General features: G+C 35.6%; 13 protein-coding genes and 2 pseudogenes. 12 read left to right on the top strand and 3 right to left on the bottom strand.

The window, feature by feature from the left end; genetic code table 11:
• Positions 1-144: 144 nt before the first annotated feature.
• The 8 genes and pseudogenes from ACZZZA_RS03970 to ACZZZA_RS03935 all read left to right on the top strand — a co-directional run bounded on the left by ACZZZA_RS03970 (position 145) and on the right by ACZZZA_RS03935 (position 12,690).
• Complete coding sequence (locus ACZZZA_RS03970) at positions 145-1,752, top strand: fumarate hydratase (RefSeq protein ID WP_463429909.1); 1,608 nt, start codon at positions 145-147, stop codon at positions 1,750-1,752.
• 181 nt (positions 1,753-1,933) lie between these two features.
• A pseudogene (locus ACZZZA_RS03965) lies at positions 1,934-2,225 on the top strand (hypothetical protein).
• Positions 2,226-2,530: 305 nt separating this feature from the next.
• The gene (locus ACZZZA_RS03960) at positions 2,531-5,368 is read left to right on the top strand and encodes an alpha-amylase family glycosyl hydrolase (protein WP_463429908.1); all 2,838 of its coding nucleotides are present in this window, start codon (positions 2,531-2,533) and stop codon (positions 5,366-5,368) included.
• A gap of 101 nt (positions 5,369-5,469) precedes the next feature.
• The gene (gene prfA / locus ACZZZA_RS03955) at positions 5,470-6,555 is read left to right on the top strand and encodes a peptide chain release factor 1 (protein ID WP_463429907.1); all 1,086 of its coding nucleotides are present in this window, start codon (positions 5,470-5,472) and stop codon (positions 6,553-6,555) included.
• Between the two features lie 113 nt (positions 6,556-6,668).
• Positions 6,669-7,250: a hypothetical protein gene (locus ACZZZA_RS03950; RefSeq protein WP_463429906.1), complete on the top strand. Its 582-nt coding sequence runs from the start codon at positions 6,669-6,671 to the stop codon at positions 7,248-7,250.
• A 182-nt stretch (positions 7,251-7,432) separates the two neighbouring features.
• Positions 7,433-9,478 (top strand): prolyl oligopeptidase family serine peptidase, encoded by a 2,046-nt coding sequence (locus ACZZZA_RS03945; RefSeq protein ID WP_463429905.1) that lies wholly within the window; start codon positions 7,433-7,435, stop codon positions 9,476-9,478.
• A gap of 465 nt (positions 9,479-9,943) precedes the next feature.
• On the top strand, positions 9,944-12,073 hold the full coding sequence (scpA, locus tag ACZZZA_RS03940; RefSeq protein WP_463429904.1) for a methylmalonyl-CoA mutase: 2,130 nt from the start codon (positions 9,944-9,946) through the stop codon (positions 12,071-12,073).
• A 113-nt stretch (positions 12,074-12,186) separates the two neighbouring features.
• Positions 12,187-12,690 (top strand): hypothetical protein, encoded by a 504-nt coding sequence (locus ACZZZA_RS03935; protein WP_463429903.1) that lies wholly within the window; start codon positions 12,187-12,189, stop codon positions 12,688-12,690.
• 277 nt (positions 12,691-12,967) lie between these two features.
• Here the strand turns inward: ACZZZA_RS03935 and ACZZZA_RS03930 are convergent, their stop codons facing one another.
• A complete protein-coding gene (locus tag ACZZZA_RS03930; RefSeq protein WP_463429902.1) occupies positions 12,968-13,894 on the bottom strand; it encodes a fasciclin domain-containing protein in 927 nt (308 codons plus the stop codon).
• 600 nt (positions 13,895-14,494) lie between these two features.
• Between ACZZZA_RS03930 and ACZZZA_RS03925 the strand changes: the two genes are divergently transcribed.
• The 3 genes and pseudogenes from ACZZZA_RS03925 (at position 14,495) to ACZZZA_RS03915 (ending at position 17,173) form a co-directional block, all read left to right on the top strand.
• Complete coding sequence (locus ACZZZA_RS03925) at positions 14,495-15,886, top strand: RtcB family protein (RefSeq protein WP_463429901.1); 1,392 nt, start codon at positions 14,495-14,497, stop codon at positions 15,884-15,886.
• 85 nt (positions 15,887-15,971) lie between these two features.
• Positions 15,972-16,671, top strand: a pseudogene (gene prfH / locus ACZZZA_RS03920) (peptide chain release factor H).
• Entirely contained in the window at positions 16,658-17,173 is a 516-nt protein-coding gene (locus ACZZZA_RS03915) for a tetratricopeptide repeat protein (protein WP_463429900.1), read from the top strand. Before prfH ends, ACZZZA_RS03915 begins: the two are co-directional and overlap by 14 nt.
• Positions 17,174-17,195: 22 nt before the next feature.
• Here the strand turns inward: ACZZZA_RS03915 and ACZZZA_RS03910 are convergent, their stop codons facing one another.
• Both ACZZZA_RS03910 and ACZZZA_RS03905 read right to left on the bottom strand, forming a co-directional pair.
• Complete coding sequence (locus ACZZZA_RS03910) at positions 17,196-17,483, bottom strand: cytochrome C (RefSeq protein WP_463429899.1); 288 nt, start codon at positions 17,481-17,483, stop codon at positions 17,196-17,198.
• Positions 17,484-17,520: 37 nt separating this feature from the next.
• Positions 17,521-17,814: a c-type cytochrome gene (locus tag ACZZZA_RS03905; protein ID WP_463429898.1), complete on the bottom strand. Its 294-nt coding sequence runs from the start codon at positions 17,812-17,814 to the stop codon at positions 17,521-17,523.
• A 185-nt stretch (positions 17,815-17,999) separates the two neighbouring features.
• Here ACZZZA_RS03905 and meaB point away from each other — a divergent pair, with 185 nt between their 5' ends.
• Positions 18,000-18,983, top strand: a complete 984-nt coding sequence (gene meaB, locus ACZZZA_RS03900; RefSeq protein ID WP_463429897.1) for a methylmalonyl Co-A mutase-associated GTPase MeaB — start codon at positions 18,000-18,002, stop codon at positions 18,981-18,983.

Raw genomic sequence — 18,983 nt, 5'->3', positions numbered from 1 at the left:
TTTTGGTTAAAATAAGTTTCTATAAAATTACTCAATAATAAAAAACCTCGCAATTTATAATCATTATAATATCAATTTCAATTACTTATTTTTAATTATGTTTTTTTGAGTAAGATGTATTTTTGCACCGAAAATAAAAGTAACATGGAATTTAACTATCAGGATCCTTACCCAATTCTTAAAGACGACACGGTTTATAAAAAATTAACTTCAGAATATGTGAAAATTGAACAGCATGGTGAAAGAGAAGTTTTAACCATCGATCCTAAAGGTCTTGAGCTATTGGCAGAAGAAGCAATGGCAGACGTTTCTTTCATGCTTCGGTCTTCCCATTTGGAAAGTTTGAGGAGAATTATTGATGATCCTGAAGCTACAGATAATGACAGATTCGTTGCCTATAATTTATTACAAAATGCTGCTGTTGCTGTAGAAGGGGCACTTCCATCGTGTCAGGACACCGGAACGGCAATCGTAATGGGTAAAAAAGGTGAAAATGTTTACACGGGAGTTGATGACGGTGAATATTTAAGCAAAGGAATTTATAATACTTACCAAAAAAGAAACTTAAGATATTCTCAGGTCGTTCCTTTGACGATGTTTGAAGAGAAAAATTCTGGTTCAAATCTTCCTGCGCAGATTGATATTTATGCTAAAAAAGGGGATTACTACGAATTTTTGTTTCTAACGAAAGGTGGAGGTTCTGCAAACAAAACTTTCTTATATCAAAAAACAAAGTCTTTACTGAACGAAAAATCTCTTGAAGCTTTTGTAAGAGAGAGAATTTCAGACTTGGGAACAGCGGCTTGTCCGCCTTATCATTTAGCGTTGGTAATTGGTGGAACTTCGGCTGAAGCAAATTTAGCAGCGGTAAAAAAAGCATCAGCAAAATATTATGACAACCTTCCTACTGAAGGAAATGAAGCGGGACAGGCTTTCAGAGATCTGGAATGGGAGGCAAAAGTTCAGAAAATCTGTCAGGAAAGTGCAATCGGTGCTCAGTTTGGTGGAAAATATTTAACACATGATGTGAGAGTGATCAGATTGCCTCGTCATGCGGCTTCTTGCCCGGTCGGGATGGGAGTTTCCTGTTCGGCTGACAGAAATATTAAAGGTAAGATCACCAAAGAAGGTATTTTCTTAGAACAACTGGAGCAAGATCCTAAAAGATTTTTACCAGCAACACCGCCACATTTAGAAGCAGCGGTTGATATTGATCTGAATAAACCAATGCCGGAAATTTTGGCTGAACTTTCTAAATATCCTATCAAAACAAGACTAAAATTGAATGGAACCTTGATCGTTGCAAGAGATATTGCTCACGCAAAAATCAAAGAATTATTAGATGCAGGACAACCAATGCCTGAATATTTCAAAAATCACCCGATCTATTACGCAGGACCTGCAAAAACTCCGGAAGGAATGGCGTCAGGAAGTTTCGGACCAACTACGGCTGGAAGAATGGATGTATATGTTGACGAATTTCAAAGTCATGGCGGAAGTATGGTTATGCTGGCAAAAGGAAACAGAACCACCGATGTTACCAATGCCTGTCACAAATACGGAGGTTTCTACATCGGTTCAGTAGGCGGTCCGGCTGCAATTTTAGCTAAAGAAAATATTCTGTCGGTTGAGGTAATAGATTTTCCGGAATTAGGTATGGAAGCGGTAAGAAAAATTGAAGTAAAAGATTTCCCGGCATTCATTATTACTGATGATAAAGGAAATGACTTCTTCGCAAATCTTGCTCATTAAAATTTAATTTTGAAAGTTACATGTAAGAATTTTAGAGTAGCAACTGTAGTCTAAAATCTAAAATCTAACATCTAACATCTCAATAATTAGTTTAAAATAAAAACAAATTGCAAAATTTGGGTTCTATATCTTTTGATGAAAAAGAAAAAAATCCTATTTTTGCCTAAAATCTATAAGAAAGATGATGTTATCAGCATTTTGGCCGTTTTATCAGTTCCTTTGGACAATCTACTTTGTTACAATGTTCCTAGTGGGATTCTGGTGTATTTTTATGTTTTTCGGTTTCGTTATCCCATTGTGGTTAACAGAAGGTTTGAAAGAATATTTTGGTAAGGTAAAGCCTTTCGATCCTGAAGATATCAGAAGAAAACTAATTACCGAGCAGGAAGGTGTTGAAGTAATCTTCAACCAGCCTAAAGGTCACGGTCACTTTCTTACACGATAGCCACGGGCACGACCACGGACATCATTAATGAATGTCATCGCTTTTTCACCTTAATTCTGGAAAAGTGATATCATAGCAAAACAACATATATGAAACCACTGATTTTATCGGTGGTTTCTCTTTTCTAGAGAATTCATACAAACGTTTCTTTTTTCACCAGATATATTATTCTTTTATTAATCATGATTAAAAGTTTTAAACCAAAAGATTCTTGTATTCTAAAGGCTTTCACAGAAGCAGAGTTTTTCAGAATAGTATTTGATGAATAGTAATCTCAAAAAAATATTCATAAAATTGCAGTATTTGTTTTATATTTAGCAAAAAAATATTCATATGAAGAAACTATATTCGTTGTTTTTGGTGTTTATTGCTGCCTGCGTTTTTGGGCAAATAAGCTACACAATTTCACCAAATCCTTTTAATGAGACCGATCAGATTACTTTATCTGTTCCCGGAAATCAGATAGACGAAACTGCTTGGGGAGTTGCCAATAATGCAATCTATATCTGGACTTGGTCACTAGATCAGAACTATGCGAACAGCCAGGATTGCCCTACTAACGGAAGCTGGACAAATTCTAATGAATTAAATAAACTGACCTACAATTCAGTTACAGACACCTATTCTTTAACGTTTACTCCTACTACATTTTATGGACGTACAGGAATTGGCAGATTTGGCTTTTTACTTAAAACTAAAACAGGAAACCATCAGACATCACCCGATATTTTTGTGAATGTAGGAACATTAAGTTTAAATTTAACAAATCCGGCTGCAAACAGCCTCACATCAGTTCCTACAGGAAATGCAATAAATATTACTGCTACGACAAACATAAATGCAACGTTTCAGTTAAAGGCAAATGGTACAGTTGTACATTCTACTTCAACGCCTTCCAATTCATATAGTTATAGTTATACAGTTACTGCAGATGCAGATATGGAACTGATCTCTACTGCAAATGGAACTATAAAAAATGCAACATTCACTTTGCAGGTTCCTAGGAATGTAGTTTCTCAGGCGATTCCGAGCTGGATCAGACAGGGAATCAATTATAATCCTACGGACAACACAAAAGTTGGTTTGGCTTTGTATGCTCCATTTAAGAGTTTCGTTCATGTGATCGGAAGTTTCAACAACTGGGCGGTGAATGATGCCTATTTAATGAAAAGAGACACCACAAATCCTGATTTGTACTGGATCGAACTAAGCGGATTAACTCCTCAGCAATTATATACTTTTCAATACAGAACCAATGATCTGAAAAAAGTGGCAGATCCTTTTTCTCCTCAGATTTTGTCGTCTTATGATGATCAGTATATTTCTGCAGCCACCTATCCTAATTTACCTGCATTTCCTGCCGGCCAAGGTTTTGAAGTGTCTACTTTCAAAACAGGACAGACAGCCTACAATTGGCAGGTTACCAACTTTACAAGACCCAATAAAGATAATTTAATTATCTATGAGTTACTCTTAAGAGATTTTACACAGGAAAAAAACTGGCAGTCTTTAATTAATAAGATAAATTATCTTAAAGATTTAAAAATCAATGCGATTGAACTAATGCCAATTATGGAATTTGAAGGGAATCTTTCTTGGGGATACAATACATCCTTCCATTATGCTTTAGATAAAGCGTACGGAACTCCTGAGAAATTCAAAGAATTTGTAGATGTATGCCACCAAAACGGTATTGCGGTTATTTTAGATGTAGCATTTAATCATGCTACAGGAAGATCACCTTTGGTAAGACTTTGGAATGTAGATCCTGATGGAGACGGTTACGGAGATGTTGCTGCAAATAATCCTTATTTTAATACCGTTCCAAAGCATTCTTATAATGTTTTTAATGATTTTAACCATACCAGTTCAGCAACAAAATATTATGTTGAAAGAACATTACAACAATGGTTAACAGAATATAAAGTTGACGGCTTTCGTTGGGATTTAACCAAAGGTTTTACTCAAAATTGTTCTGCAAACGATGAAGCATGTACCAATGCTTATCAGCAAGACAGAGTAGATATTCTGAAAGCGTATGCAGATCAACAGTGGGCAATCGATCCAAATTCTTATATGATTTTTGAACATTTAGGAACAGATGCAGAAGAGCAGCAATGGGCAAATTACAGAGTAGCAGAAGGAAAAGGAGTAATGCTTTGGAATAACCAGAACGGATCTTACAACCAAAATACAATGGGGTATAGTCAAAACAGCAATTTTGACAGAATGGATCATGAACTTCACGGGTTTACCAATATGCATGGTGTAGGTTATGGTGAAAGCCATGATGAAGAAAGATTAATGTTTAAAAATCTTGCATATGGTGCTGTAAACGGAGCTTATAATGTAACGAATCTGAATACCTCTTTAGAAAGAATGAAAACTTTCGGTGCTACATTTTTCACCATTCCCGGACCAAAGATGATTTGGCAGTTTGGCGAATTGGGATATGAATTCAGCATCAACAGATGTGCAGATGGAACAATTAATAACAATTGTCGTACAGACGAAAAACCTGTTGCTTTCACTTTAGGTTATGATACCAATACAAACAGAAAAGCTATTTATAATACTTGGGCGCAGATTATTAATGTTAGAAACGCTCATCCTGTTTTCAAATCTAAAACTTACACAGTAGAATCAAATAACTTAACGAACGATCCGAACGGTCTTATTACAAGAATTTATATTTATGATCCTCTATTAACAGCAGGCGTGAAAAATGTGGTTGTATTAGCAAATTACGATACTTCGGCTAAAAACGTAGTTCCTTATTTTCCTTTCACTGGGCAATGGCAAAACTTGATGGATAATTCAACTTTTAATGTAGCTTCAACTACAGCTCCCATCACACTTCAACCAGGAGAATTTAGAATCTACGGAAACCCTTTCACTACTTTATCTACAGCTGAAGAAAATTTAGATAAAAGATTATCGCTTCAGATTGCAGACAATCCTGTGAAAAACGGTTTGGCAAAATTGATTTATCACAGAGCCAAAAACGGAGAAATCTCAATTTATGACATGAGTGGTAAGAAAATGGATTCATTTAAATTAAAAAATGAAGACGGAACCTACGAATTAAAAGCAAATTATCCCGCAGGAACCTATCTTGTTCATCTAAAAACAAGTAACGGAGTTGCCATTCAGAAAATGATTGTTCAATAAATCTTATATTCCAAATATCAAATCGAATTTATAAAAGCTCATGAAAATGAGCTTTTTTTATTAATCATCAAATCCGTATCTTTGCATACTAAATTTTTAATATGTCTAAGTCATTAATTCCAAAATTAGAAGCTATAAAACAAAGATATAATGAGGTTGCAGACCTTATTATACAGCCAGATGTAATTTCGGATCAGAAAAAATATTCTTCATTAAATAAAGAATACAGCGATTTAGGAAAAATTGTACATGTTTACAATCAATATAAAGGTGCTTTAGATAATATCGCAGAATCTGAAGAAATCATTGCAGATGGTTCAGACAGAGACTTGGTTGATATGGCTAAAGAAGAAAAAGTAGAAGCTCAGGCAAAACTTCCCGGTTTAGAAGAAGAATTGAAAGTTCTTTTGATCCCAAAAGATCCTGCCGACGACAAAAACGTAATTGTGGAACTTCGTGCCGGAACAGGTGGTGATGAAGCAGCAATCTTCGTGGAAGATGTTTACAGAGCTTATTCTATGTTTTTTAAAACCAAAGGATGGAAGCATGAAATAACTGATTCTAACGAAGCAGCGAAAGGTTATAAAGAACTTATTTTAAAAATTGAAGGGGACGGCGTTTATGGCATTATGAAATTCGAATCCGGAGTTCATCGTGTACAGCGTGTTCCCGAAACTGAATCTCAGGGCAGAGTACACACTTCTGCAATTACCGTGGCTGTTTTACCTGAAGCTGAAGAAATTGATTTTGAATTAAATCCTGCAGATATCGAAATGCAGACTTCTCGTTCAGGAGGAGCAGGTGGACAAAACGTAAACAAGGTAGAAACCAAAGTACAGTTGACGCACAAACCTTCAGGAATGGTGGTTGTTTGTCAACAAGCTCGTTCTCAGTTGGCAAACCGAGAATTGGCAATGGAAATGCTTCGTACCAAATTATACGATATTGAAGTTCAGAAATCTGTCGGAGATATTGCTGCACAGCGTAAATCGATGGTTTCTACCGGAGACCGTTCTGCGAAAATTAAAACCTACAACTATCCCCAGGGAAGAGTGACCGATCACAGAATCAACAAGTCTATGTACAATCTTGATGCCTACATGAATGGTGATATTTCTGAAATGATTGATGCTGTAATCATGGCAGAAAATGCTGAGAAAATGAAAGGAGAAGAAGAAAATTATTAATTTTTTTTCTTTTTAAAATATTTAAAGCTTCTGAGTAATCGGGAGCTTTTTTATTATAGTTGTTGTGAAAAATTGTCTAGAAAATGTATATTTGAAAAAGAGATGAACATCTTATGAAAAAAAATCTTCTATTATTTATATTGTCATTACTATCAATAAATTCTTTTGCACAGAAAACAAAAAAAGAGAAAGGTGTTGGTACTCGCCAAAAAACAGCAAATCCCAATACTCCATTTATTTATAAAAATGGATACTTAAATTATAATATTTTTAAAAAGGCTGTAGCTCGAAAAAATGATACGATTAGCCTTCACGAATTGAAATTTAATGCTGTTTTTTCGGCTATGTACACCCAAAAGGTTATGTATGATAAATTTGGTAAGTGGACAAAAGAGATAAGACCTAATATTGATGATCAACATCCAATATTAGTTTGGGAGAGAGTGAAGTTATTTGAAAATGAAAATAAACAATATACAGTTTATACAAATGGAAAAGAAAGTTGGGAAGAATTATATGCATCTGTTTTGGTATTTGATGAAAATAATAATGACTGTTTAAGTGACTCTCACTCAGACAAAACAAAAGTTATTAAATATTTTTCTGATGGTATTAAGAAGTTAAATAATAATAACGATTTTTATACTTTGTATTGGCAATCAGCAAATAGCTATAAACCTAAAATCAGTAAATAATTATAATCTCATTTCTAATTATTTTTATTCTAAAAATAGTTAATAAGATACAGGCTTCTCATACAGAAGCTTTTTTTATTTCCACAACTTTATGTATTTTTGGTAAAACCTTCACAATGAATTTCAAACCAATCCTATTAACAGCTGGAGTATTATTTTCAGCTACTTTTTATGCCCAAAAAATGAATTATCCTAAAGCTATAAAAGGAAATCAGACCGATACTTATTTTGGAACTGCCGTTGCAGATCCGTACAGAGATTTAGAAAACGATTCTGAACCAACCAAAAAATGGGTAGATGAAGAAGTTGCTTATAGTCAGAATTATTTATCTAAAATAACTTTCAGAGAACAGATCAAAAAACAATTAACAGACATCTGGAATTACGAAAAAATTGGTGCACCTTTCAAAGAAGGAGAATACACTTATTATTATAAAAATAACGGACTTCAGGCGCAGTCGGTGTTATACAGGACTGATAATAAAACAAAAACTACAGAAGTATTTTTAGATCCGAATAAATTTTCCGAGAAAGGAACAACTTCTCTTTCCGGTTTATCTTTCAATAAAAAAGGAAACTTAGCAGCATATTCCATCTCAGAAGGTGGTAGCGACTGGAACAAAATCATCATCATTGATGCAATTACAAAAAAACAAATCGATGAAACAATTGTAGATGTAAAGTTCAGTGGAATTTCTTGGTTAGGCGATGAAGGTTTCTACTATTCAAGCTACGACAAACCAAAAGAGGGAACTATATTGTCAGGAATGACCGATAAACATAAAGTTTACTATCATAAATTAGGAACAAAGCAATCTGCCGACCAGTTGATTTTTGGGGGAGACAAAACTCCGAGAAGATATTTAGGGGCGGGAGTTTCTGAAGACCAGAGATATCTGATCATTTCCGCAGCCAATGCTACCAATGGAAACGAACTGTATATAAAAGATTTGAAAAACGGTGGCGACTTCATTCAGATCAATAAAGGATTTGACATCAATGTGAATGTTGTAGATACAGAAGGCGATAATCTTTTCATTTTTACCGATAAAGATGCTCCAAATATGCGTTTGGTAAAAACAAGTATCCAAAATCCTTCTCCGGAAACTTGGAAAGACGTAATCCCCGAAACAGAAAACGTATTATCAATTTCCAGCGGCGGCGGTTACTTTTTCGCGACATACATGGTGGATGCGATTGATAAAGTAAAGCAGTTTGACAAAACAGGAAAGCAGATCAGAGAAATTACACTTCCTGGAAAAGGGAATGTTTCAGGATTTGGCGGTAAAGAAAAAGAGAAGGAAATGTATTACTCTTTCAGCAATTACATCACACCGGGAACGACTTACAAATTTAATGCAGATTCAGGGAAATCTGAAGTGTATCAAAAGCCGAAAGTAAAATTTAATCCTGAAGATTATGTTTCCGAGCAGGTTTTTTACACGTCAAAAGACGGAACAAAAGTTCCGATGATGATTAATTATAAAAAAGGAACTAAGCTTGACGGTAAAAACCCAACAATTCTTTATTCTTACGGAGGTTTCAATATCAGTTTGCAGCCGTCTTTCTCTGTAGTTAATGCAATCTGGATGGAAAATGGCGGAATTTATGCCGTTCCGAACATCCGAGGTGGTGGAGAATATGGGAAAAAATGGCACGATGCAGGAACAAAAATGCAGAAAAAAAATGTATTTGATGACTTCATCGCAGCTGGAGAATATTTGCAGAATAAAGGCTATACTTCAAAAGAATTTATGGCACTTTCCGGAAGATCAAATGGCGGATTATTAGTGGGTGCAACCATGACAATGCGTCCCGATTTGGCTAAAGTTGCCTTTCCGGGAGTTGGTGTTTTAGATATGTTAAGATACAATAAGTTTACCGCAGGTGCAGGTTGGTCTTATGATTACGGCACTGCAGAAGACAACAAAGAAATGTTTGATTATTTGAAATCATATTCGCCGGTTCACAATGTAAAAGCAGGAACTTGCTATCCGTCAACGATGATTATTACAAGCGATCATGATGATAGAGTAGTTCCCGCACATTCGTTCAAATTTGGAGCTGAGCTGCAGGAAAAACAGAAATGTGCAAACCCTATTTTAGTGAGAATTGAAAAAAATGCAGGTCACGGAGCAGGAAGAGCGACCGATCAGGTCATTAGCGAAAACGCAGATCTTATTTCTTTTGCGTTGTATGAAATGGGAATTAGAAAGCTTGGGAAATAATCATCATTAAATATTAATTTTACTGAATGTTTATTAGGTTGAATATTTTTCTGATTATAAGTAATTTGTAATAATTTGAAAATCCTTTGTGATCTTTGCTAAGTGGAACGCCTTTGCGAACTTTATAAACAGTTAGGAATCAAAAACCTTTGCGTACTTTGCGTTAAATTTAGTAATATGAAATAAAGTGGACCATCATAAATATTTGAAATCTTTGATGAGATCAAAATTAGAAAGCGAAGTTGTAGCAATACAATTTCGCTTTTTGTATTAACCGGTGAAAGTTCCAGGGGAATAATTTAGTAGAGAATAGGATTAAATCCTATCTATTTTCAGAATAATTTAAAAATAAAAAGTTGTTAAAAACATTATTTTAAAACATCTAATGTATTTATTTCCTGTTGAAAATCAATCACAAAACATTAATCCAAAAATGCTTATTTTTAAAATCTTAAATCCGAACTCATGAGAAGGGAAATTCAAAATAAAAATCCCCAATTTACAATATCAGAAAAGCATCTGGAAGTGTATCCGTTTGAAAAAGATGGTTTAGAGCTAAAATCATCTTACACGAAACAAGATGTTAAAGATGAATCTCTTACAAAAACATCACCGGGAATTGCACCTTTTTTAAGAGGCCCATATTCAACAATGTATGTTCAGAAACCCTGGACAGTGCGTCAGTACGCTGGTTTTTCAACAGCTGAGGAATCTAACGCATTTTACAGAAGAAACTTAGCAGCCGGACAAAAAGGGCTTTCTGTAGCCTTCGATTTGGCGACTCACAGAGGATATGATTCAGATCACGCAAGAGTTGTCGGCGATGTTGGAAAAGCCGGTGTTGCAATTGATTCTGTGGAGGATATGAAGATTTTATTTAATGAAATTCCGTTAGATGAAATTTCGGTTTCGATGACGATGAACGGAGCGGTTTTGCCGATTTTATCATTTTATATTGTTGCCGCAGAAGAACAGGGTGTTTCTCAGGATTTACTTTCGGGAACCATTCAGAATGATATTTTAAAGGAGTTTATGGTGAGAAATACCTACATTTATCCGCCAACACCTTCCATGAAAATCATTGCCGATATTTTTGAATATACTTCTAAAAATATTCCGAAATTCAATTCGATTTCTATTTCAGGGTATCATATGCAGGAAGCGGGAGCAACACCGGTTTTGGAAATGGCTTACACCCTTGCAGATGGCTTGGAATATGTAAGAACCGGGATAAAAGCAGGAATGAATGTTGATGATTTTGCGCCAAGATTGTCTTTTTTCTGGGCAATCGGGATGAATCACTTTATGGAAATCGCTAAAATGCGTGCTGCAAGATATATTTGGGCTGAGCTTTTAAAGCAATTTAATCCTCAAAATCCAAAATCTCTGGCGTTAAGAACTCATTCTCAGACTTCCGGTTGGTCATTGACTGAACAAGAGCCATTTAATAATATTACCAGAACCGCCATTGAAGCCTTATCTTCAGCTTTGGGAGGAACGCAATCTCTACATACAAACGCTCTGGATGAAGCCATTGCTTTACCAACAGATTATTCAGCAAAAATTGCAAGAAATACGCAGATTATTTTACAGCAGGAAAGTGGAATCTGCGATGTCGTTGATCCGATGGGCGGAAGCAATTTGGTCGAAAGTCTTACACAGCAGATGATCGAAGAAGCAATGAAATTCATTGATGAGGTTGAAAAAGAAGGCGGAATGACCAAAGCCATCGAAGCAGGAATTCCGAAAATGAGAATTGAAGAAGCTTCAGCAATAAAGCAAGCCAAAATTGACAGCGGAGAAGAATTTATCATTGGGGTCAATTCTTTTAAATCAGGGTTGAAACAAATGCAATTGGAGATTTTAGATATTGATAACACAGAAGTTCGAAGAAAACAGATTGAAAGATTAGAATCCATAAAAGCAGAAAGAAATAAGGAAGCTGTTGAAGAAATCTTAAACAGAATTCGTGAGAGCGCAAAAACAGGACATGGAAATTTATTGGCTTTATGCATCGAAGCGGCTCGCAGAAGAGTCACTTTAGGTGAAATGAGTGATGCCATGGAAGAAACTTTTGGACGTTACAAAGCTAATATCAGAACGATACAAGGAGTTTATGCTATGAATGCAGGTAAGAATGAATATTTTGGTAAAGCACTTTTGCTTACCCAGAAATTTGAAGAAGAAGAAGGCCGCCGCCCGAGAATTATGGTGGCAAAAATGGGACAGGATGGTCATGACCGTGGAGCAAAAGTGGTTGCAACTGCCTTTGCTGATATGGGATTTGATGTAGATGTTGCCCCTCTATTTCAAACGCCGGAAGAGGTTGCAAAACAGGCTGTAGAAAATGATATTCACATTTTAGGAGTATCTTCTTTGGCTGCAGGCCACAAAACGTTGGTTCCGCAGGTTGTTGAAGAACTGAAAAAACTCGGAGCAGAAGATATTACGATTGTCGTGGGTGGAGTAATTCCACAGCAGGATTATGAATTTTTGTATGCGAATGGTGCTGATTTTATTTTCGGTCCCGGAACCAATTTGCCAAAATGCGCGGTCGATATTTTGAATAGATTCTTAGACGAAACAAAAAAATAAATGATATTTTGGTCACTCAACTTTAGCCTGTTGTTTTAAATTTAAGTTAAGACAGACCAGAAATTTCTTTTTTGCACGGCATTTGTACTGTAAGTCATAACAAAATATTAATTATGGCTTATACAGTAATTTCAGTATTTCCGGCAACTGTTGATACAGAGGAAATCAAATCAGAATTAAAAAATCAGGGATTTAACGAAGAAGATATTATTGTTTCAAAATCTAAATTTGAAAATGAATCTTCAGATGATGATTATCAGACTGACGAAAGAACAGCAGGCTTTTGGAATCATATTTTCGCAAATGAGAACGAAATGTTAGATGCTTACAGCAGAGAAAGTGTGGGCAAAATCAATGTAGTTGTTTATGCTCCTGATATTGATGCTGCTCAGCGCGCAAAGGCTGCTTTAAATGATAAAGGTGCAATTGAGGTCCAGCGAAGACAGGCTGAAGATCAAAACGCGCAAGCCAACACTTCCGGCCTTCCTGAAGATGTGTACAACGGCATCATTGCCAAAGCAAAACACAATCTTTATTTTTTAGGCTCTGAAAGAACATACAGTTCCCCCACCAAAGGAATGAAAGATGAAATGGATAGTTTGGGTTCCAAAGATTAAAAATAATCAGGAAAGATAAAGGGTTGATCATTTGAGATTAACCCTTTTTTTTGCAATTTAAATATTATTAAAAAAAATATTATTAAAAAATCGGATTAGAAATGTAAAATCATTTAACCAAGTCTGCCAATAATTTTCCGAATAGTTCTTAAATTTCCAAACTATAATTTGATAGATTTCATTTTTACCCAAAGTAAACATTAGAGATGTTTTAATAAAAAGGAGGCTGTAAATATTTTTACAGCCTCTTAAAAAACCAAAAAATGTTAATAATTTACTATGGTAATAAAACTTTATCTATTGCATGAATAATACCGTTAGAACACTGTACATCTGTTGCAATTATATTAGACATTCTAGAATTGGCATCCGTAATCTTAGCTCCTCCTGTAGTCGTAATCGTAAATGAACCTCCCTGAAAAGTAGTAACATTCATATTGTTGGTAAGATTATTCGATCCTACATTGGCTCCCGTTACAACATGATATTTTAATGCATTCTCAAGAGTTGCGGTTGAAATTGCCGCTAAATTTGGAGCATTAATTTCTGTTAAAAGAGAAGAAAAAGCATTATTGGTAGGAGCAAAAACAGTAAAAGGTGAATTTGCAGTGCCACTCAAAATTCCTACAAAATTAGGCATATCATTACGGGTGAGAGCAGAAACCAAAGTACTAAAGTTTGGATTTGCTGTTGCATGCGTAACTATTGTTGGCAAACCTATTACCGCATCAACTTTATGAATGACCCCATTATTAGCGTCAATATCGGTTGCTACAACATTAGAAACACCGTTAATCTTAACACCTCCAGAAGTGTTAATAAACATACTCAGGTTTCTTGTGGTAGATGCTGCTCCTTTAGCAAGAGTAGAGACATATCCAGTTGTCACATTTGCAGCTTTTACTTCTGTACCCAACACATGATTTAGTAAAATTTCTTTTAAAGCATCCACAGGAACAGCATTTAAGTTGCTAAATCCGTTCGCCTGCAAAAAAGTATTAAATGCAGCATTAGAAGGTGCAAATACGGTGTAATTGCCACTTTGGCTGAGAGTAGCTGAAAGTCCCGCTCTGTCAACTGCTGCTTTCAGATTAGAAAGATCTGCATCTGCTGCCAAAAATTCGTAGATGTTTTCAGGTGCGGGCATCGTTGTTTCATCGTCACTGCATGACGACAGAGTAATTGCAGAGATTCCCGCAAACATTAAAGGTTTCAAAAATTTTTCATAACAAATAGTTTTAGTGTTTGATTTCAAAATTTAAAATCAAATAATGTACCATAATTAATTTAATAGTAATTAAAATTACTAGTTTTAAAAATTTTATAAAAACTTGCTTTTTACAAAAATAATAATATCTTTGCATCTGAAAATCAAGTTCAACCAACAAAAAAAACAACGAAGCAATGTTCAAATACAATCAACATTCATCAGTAGGATTGCCTTTTGCAAAGGTAAGGCTTCGTGGTTTGGTACATTCTTAGAACAACAGTATAATGAAATATCAAAACCCGAAGTCGTAAGATTTCGGGTTTTTTATTGCGCAATATTTCAAACTCAAAACAGTTTTCCCGAAATCATTTTTATCAGGAGCTTAATCCCGCTTTCCGTTGCAATCTTTTTTTGCCCTAGCTTTTTTCAAGCCAACGCAAAAAAAAAGGATTTACACTACAATCGGGGCTAGGAATTACAACTCCAAATCAACATTTTTCATAAAATTATTTTGACAAAAAATCAACTAAATATTTAATTGAAATAATATTCGATGCGGGAATGTCTAACATCTCACATCTAAAATCTAAAAAGATGGGAAATTTAAAACTAAAAGGAAAAGATATATTAAAATTAGGGTATCCAAACAATCAGAGCGTCAACATCGCTCTGGAAGTGATGAAAAGAAATTTTGCAACCAAAAATATTCATTATGTAAAATCTCTTTTAAAGGAAATCCAGCAAAATCCTGAGAAATTCGATAATGATTTAACATTCGGGCAAATTGCGGAAGCGCTTCTTTCATCCAGAAAAACAGAGAAAAGAATGCTCAATGCCAACCGGGCCTCTTTCCAGATTTTCGGAAACAACATTTCTGAAGAAGCAAAAAACCAGCTGTACACCGCTTTGAAACTTCCTATTTCAACTCAGGGAGCTTTAATGCCCGATGCACACAGTGGTTACGGACTTCCAATCGGCGGAGTTCTCGCCGTAGAAAATGCTGTGATTCCGTACGGAGTCGGGATGGATATTGGCTGCAGAATGAGCCTTAGTATTTTGGATACACCTGTTTCATATCTTGACGGTGCAAGAGATAAATATGAGAAAGCTCTTGCCGAGCATACAAAATTCGGAATGTATGAAACGCACAAATCTCACGTAGAGCACGAAATTTTCGACAGGGATACTTTCAATTTAATTCCGATTTTGAGAAGATTGAAAGGAAAAGCCATCAAACAAATGGGAATTTCCGGCGGCGGAAATCACTTTGTGGAATTTGGGGAAGTTGAAATTACGGAAGAAGATAAACAAATCAATCTTCCAAAAGGAAAATATCTCGGAATCCTTTCGCACAGCGGTTCTCGTGGATTGGGAGCAGAAATCGCACAGTATTATTCAAGAGTTGCGACAGAACAATGTCCGTTGCCGAAAGAAGCACAAAACTTCGCCTGGCTGGATCTGAACACGCATCTAGGGTTAGAATACTGGACGGCAATGAATCTCGCAGGAGATTACGCTTCAGCCTGTCACGACGATATTCACAGAAGATTGGTGAAAGCAGTGGGCGGAAGAGTAAAAGCCAGAATCGAAAACCATCACAACTTTGCGTGGAAAGAAATCCACAACGGGAAAGAAGTGATTGTTCACAGAAAAGGAGCCACTCCGGCCAACGAAAATGAGTTGGGAATGATTCCCGGATCAATGACGGCAAAAGGTTTTATCGTTCGAGGAAAAGGAAACCCAGATTCGCTGAACTCGGCTTCACACGGTGCAGGAAGGGCTTTTTCGAGAGGAGAATGCAGAAACCGTTTCACTCAAAATGACATGAAGAAAGAATTAAAATTAAAAAATGTCATTTTAATGGGTGGAAATGCCGAAGAAGCACCGATGGCGTACAAAGATATCAATGAAGTGATGAGCGCTCAAAGTGAATTGGTAGATATTCTCGGGACTTTCCAACCTAGAATTGTGAGGATGGATAAGTAATTGGGTTGTTAGTTTTTGGTTGATGGTTGTTAGAATTTTTAGCACCATCAACTGACAACCATCAACCGACAACAAATTAAAAACAATGGACAAAATAATACAAATAACCTCAGGAAGAGGAACCTTTAGAATGCCAATGGGTAGTTGCCAAAGTTCTGAAGGTTTTCCATGAGGAAGCAAAAAATAACAAAATAGATTACGAAATCATTCACCGTGAAAATGGCGATGAAAATCTGACTTTGAAATCTGCAACCCTACTTTTAAAAGGGAAAAATTTAAATGAATTTCTTACAACCTGGCTCGGAAGCATTTTATGGATTGGAAAAAGCACTTTTAGAAAATTCCATAAAAGAAGCAACTGGTTTATCGGAATTTTTGAACTGGAAGGCTTGGAGAAAATTGAATTTAATGAAAAAGAAATTCAGTTTCAGACAGCGAGAAGTCAGGGAAGTGGCGGACAAAACGTGAATAAGGTAGAAACTGCCGTTCGTGCAACCTATCCGAAAACCGGGCAAAGTGTTTTCGTACAGGATTCCCGTTCGCAATTGGAAAACAAGAAACTTTCAATGATCAGACTAAAAGAAAAAGTGACGGAATTTCACATTCAGCAATTGGAAAAACAAATGCAGGAAACGTGGAATAACCATTTGAATGTTCAGAGAGGTAACCCGATCCGAATATTTTCGGGAACTGATTTTAAAAAGAATCATCAGGAAAAGTCTTTTAAAAAAGAGAGAAATCAACTGAAAAATGAATTAAAAAATTACAGAAATGACCTTAACTAAAAGTAAATATTATTTCGAAGCTTTGGATAATTATCCTTACAGCTTGCCGGATTGCCTGGAAGCGTTGAATTATGCGCTTTCTTACGATCCCGAAGATGCAGACAGCCTGTGTCTGATGGGAAGGATTTATAGTGAAATGCTTATTGATTACGAAAAAGCAAAACTCTATTTCGAGGAAGCAATGCAATGTGATGTTACGAATCTTAACACGCCAAAATATTATATCAAATGTCTTTTGGATAATGAAGATTTGCAGGAAGCTGAAAAACTGATTCAATATTCCCTCAAAATAAAAGGAATTGATAAAGCAACGATTTGGTTTTTCAGATCTTTATTGTCAGAAAAAAGGGGAAGTTTTCCCAATGCTTTGAAGTTTTTAAATGAAGCTGCAAAATATTGCTTTACATTGCACAGTCTTGATGTTGTAAAAGAACGCAAGAAGTTTATTAAATCTAAAATAACCAACAACAAAAGATCTAAAAACAAGAAGGAGACTAAATAAGTCTCCTTTTTTTATTTAAAGATTATTTCTTATTTACAGAAATCAAATAATCGTAAAGCATTTGGTGTTGCTCATCATTCAATTTGGCTTTCGGAGCCATTCTGCTCAGAGTTTTGATCCAGCCTTGATCATCATGTTTTGCAGGATCCGGTAGCTTGTGACATTTGTTGCAGGAGTTTTCAAAAATGGTCTGTCCCTGCGCTAACTGTTCAGAAGCAGTATATTTTGGTTCGGTCACGGCTGTGCTTTTTGGTCCGCACGATACCAGGAAAGCCGAACCCAGGATCATACTTAAAACTAACTTTTTCATATTATTATTTTTTGGTGAAATGAAATGATTGATCTGATTATTTTTTCACAGAAACTACATAATCATAAACCCATTGATGCTGCTCATCAGTCAGTTTTGCTTTTGGAGCCATTGAGTTCATAATTCCTACCCATTGTACAGAGGTAAATTGTGTAGGTTCGTAAAGCTTATGACATCTGTTGCAAGAGTTTTCAAATATTGTTTTTCCTTGAGCGATCTGTTCAGCAGTACTGGTCATAGATTTTGGAGCTTCAGCTACTGATGTAGATTTTGGGGTGCAAGATGCCAATAAAAAAGCTGCAAAAGTTCCTGCTATTAATATATTTTTCATGAAGTTTATTTTTGATTGATAACAAAAGTAAGCAATTCCCGAAAGGCTTTGTACAAAGATTATTAATTTATAAACATTAAAATTAATATCTCATTTTCTCTTCTTTTGGTGGTTATTTTTATATTTTTGAATTATTGAATCAAAAAGATGGCTTCTGATCTTACAGGGACAAAAGAAATAATCAGATGAATTTTTCTACCGAAGACTTAATAAAAGGAATACAATCCGGCAATAAACGCCTGATTGGGAAGGCTATTACACTAGTAGAAAGTAAAAAATCTGAGCATCGTAATCAGGCAGAAGATTTACTTAAAAAAATCATGCCTTTCACCGGAAAATCTACCCGAGTGGGAATTACAGGAGTTCCTGGTGCAGGAAAGTCAACTTTTATTGAAAATTTTGGAAGACTGGCAATTTCAAATGGTAAAAAAGTGGCAGTTCTAGCCATTGATCCAAGTTCTGCCATCAACAAAGGAAGTATTTTGGGTGATAAAACAAGGATGGAAGAATTGTCTAAAGAAGAAAATGCCTTCATCCGACCTTCACCAAGTTCCGGTTTTCTGGGTGGTGTTGCCAATACAACTTTCGAAACGATGATGATTTGCGAAGCTGCAGGGTATGATTATATTTTGATCGAGACTGTTGGTGTAGGGCAATCTGAAGTTCTGGTATCGGATATTACTGATGTATTTTTATTTTTAAAAATTATTGGCGGCGGAGACGAACTTCAAGGGATCAAACGCGGGATCATGGAAATGGTGGATGTTATTTTCATTAATAAAGTGGAAGAAAGCAATCTGCAAAAAGCCAAAAATACAAGACTTGAACTGAAACGGGCATTAGATTTTCTTCCCTCGAAGGAAAAAGACTGGAAGGTTCCTGTCTTATTAGGTTCCGCTTTATACAATGAAGGTTTAGAAGATGTTTTTCGGAAAATTGATGAATTTATTGACTTAAAAAAGAAAACAGAACGATTTGAACAAGTGCGTATTGAGCAATCAGAAAAACGCTTTGAATATTGGGTTCAGGAATATATTTTAAATATGATGAAACGAAATGAATCGCTTGAAGAAGCTTATCTTGAACATAAAAAAAATGCTTCGGCGTTGGTTTCGAATCCCAGTACCGAAGCAAAATTATTTGTTGAAAAGTTTCTTAATAAAAATTGA

This window comes from Chryseobacterium sp. AC405b, from assembly GCF_979258685.1.
Note: the sequence above shows the minus strand (reverse complement) of the source record. Positions and strands in the feature narration are given on the sequence as shown.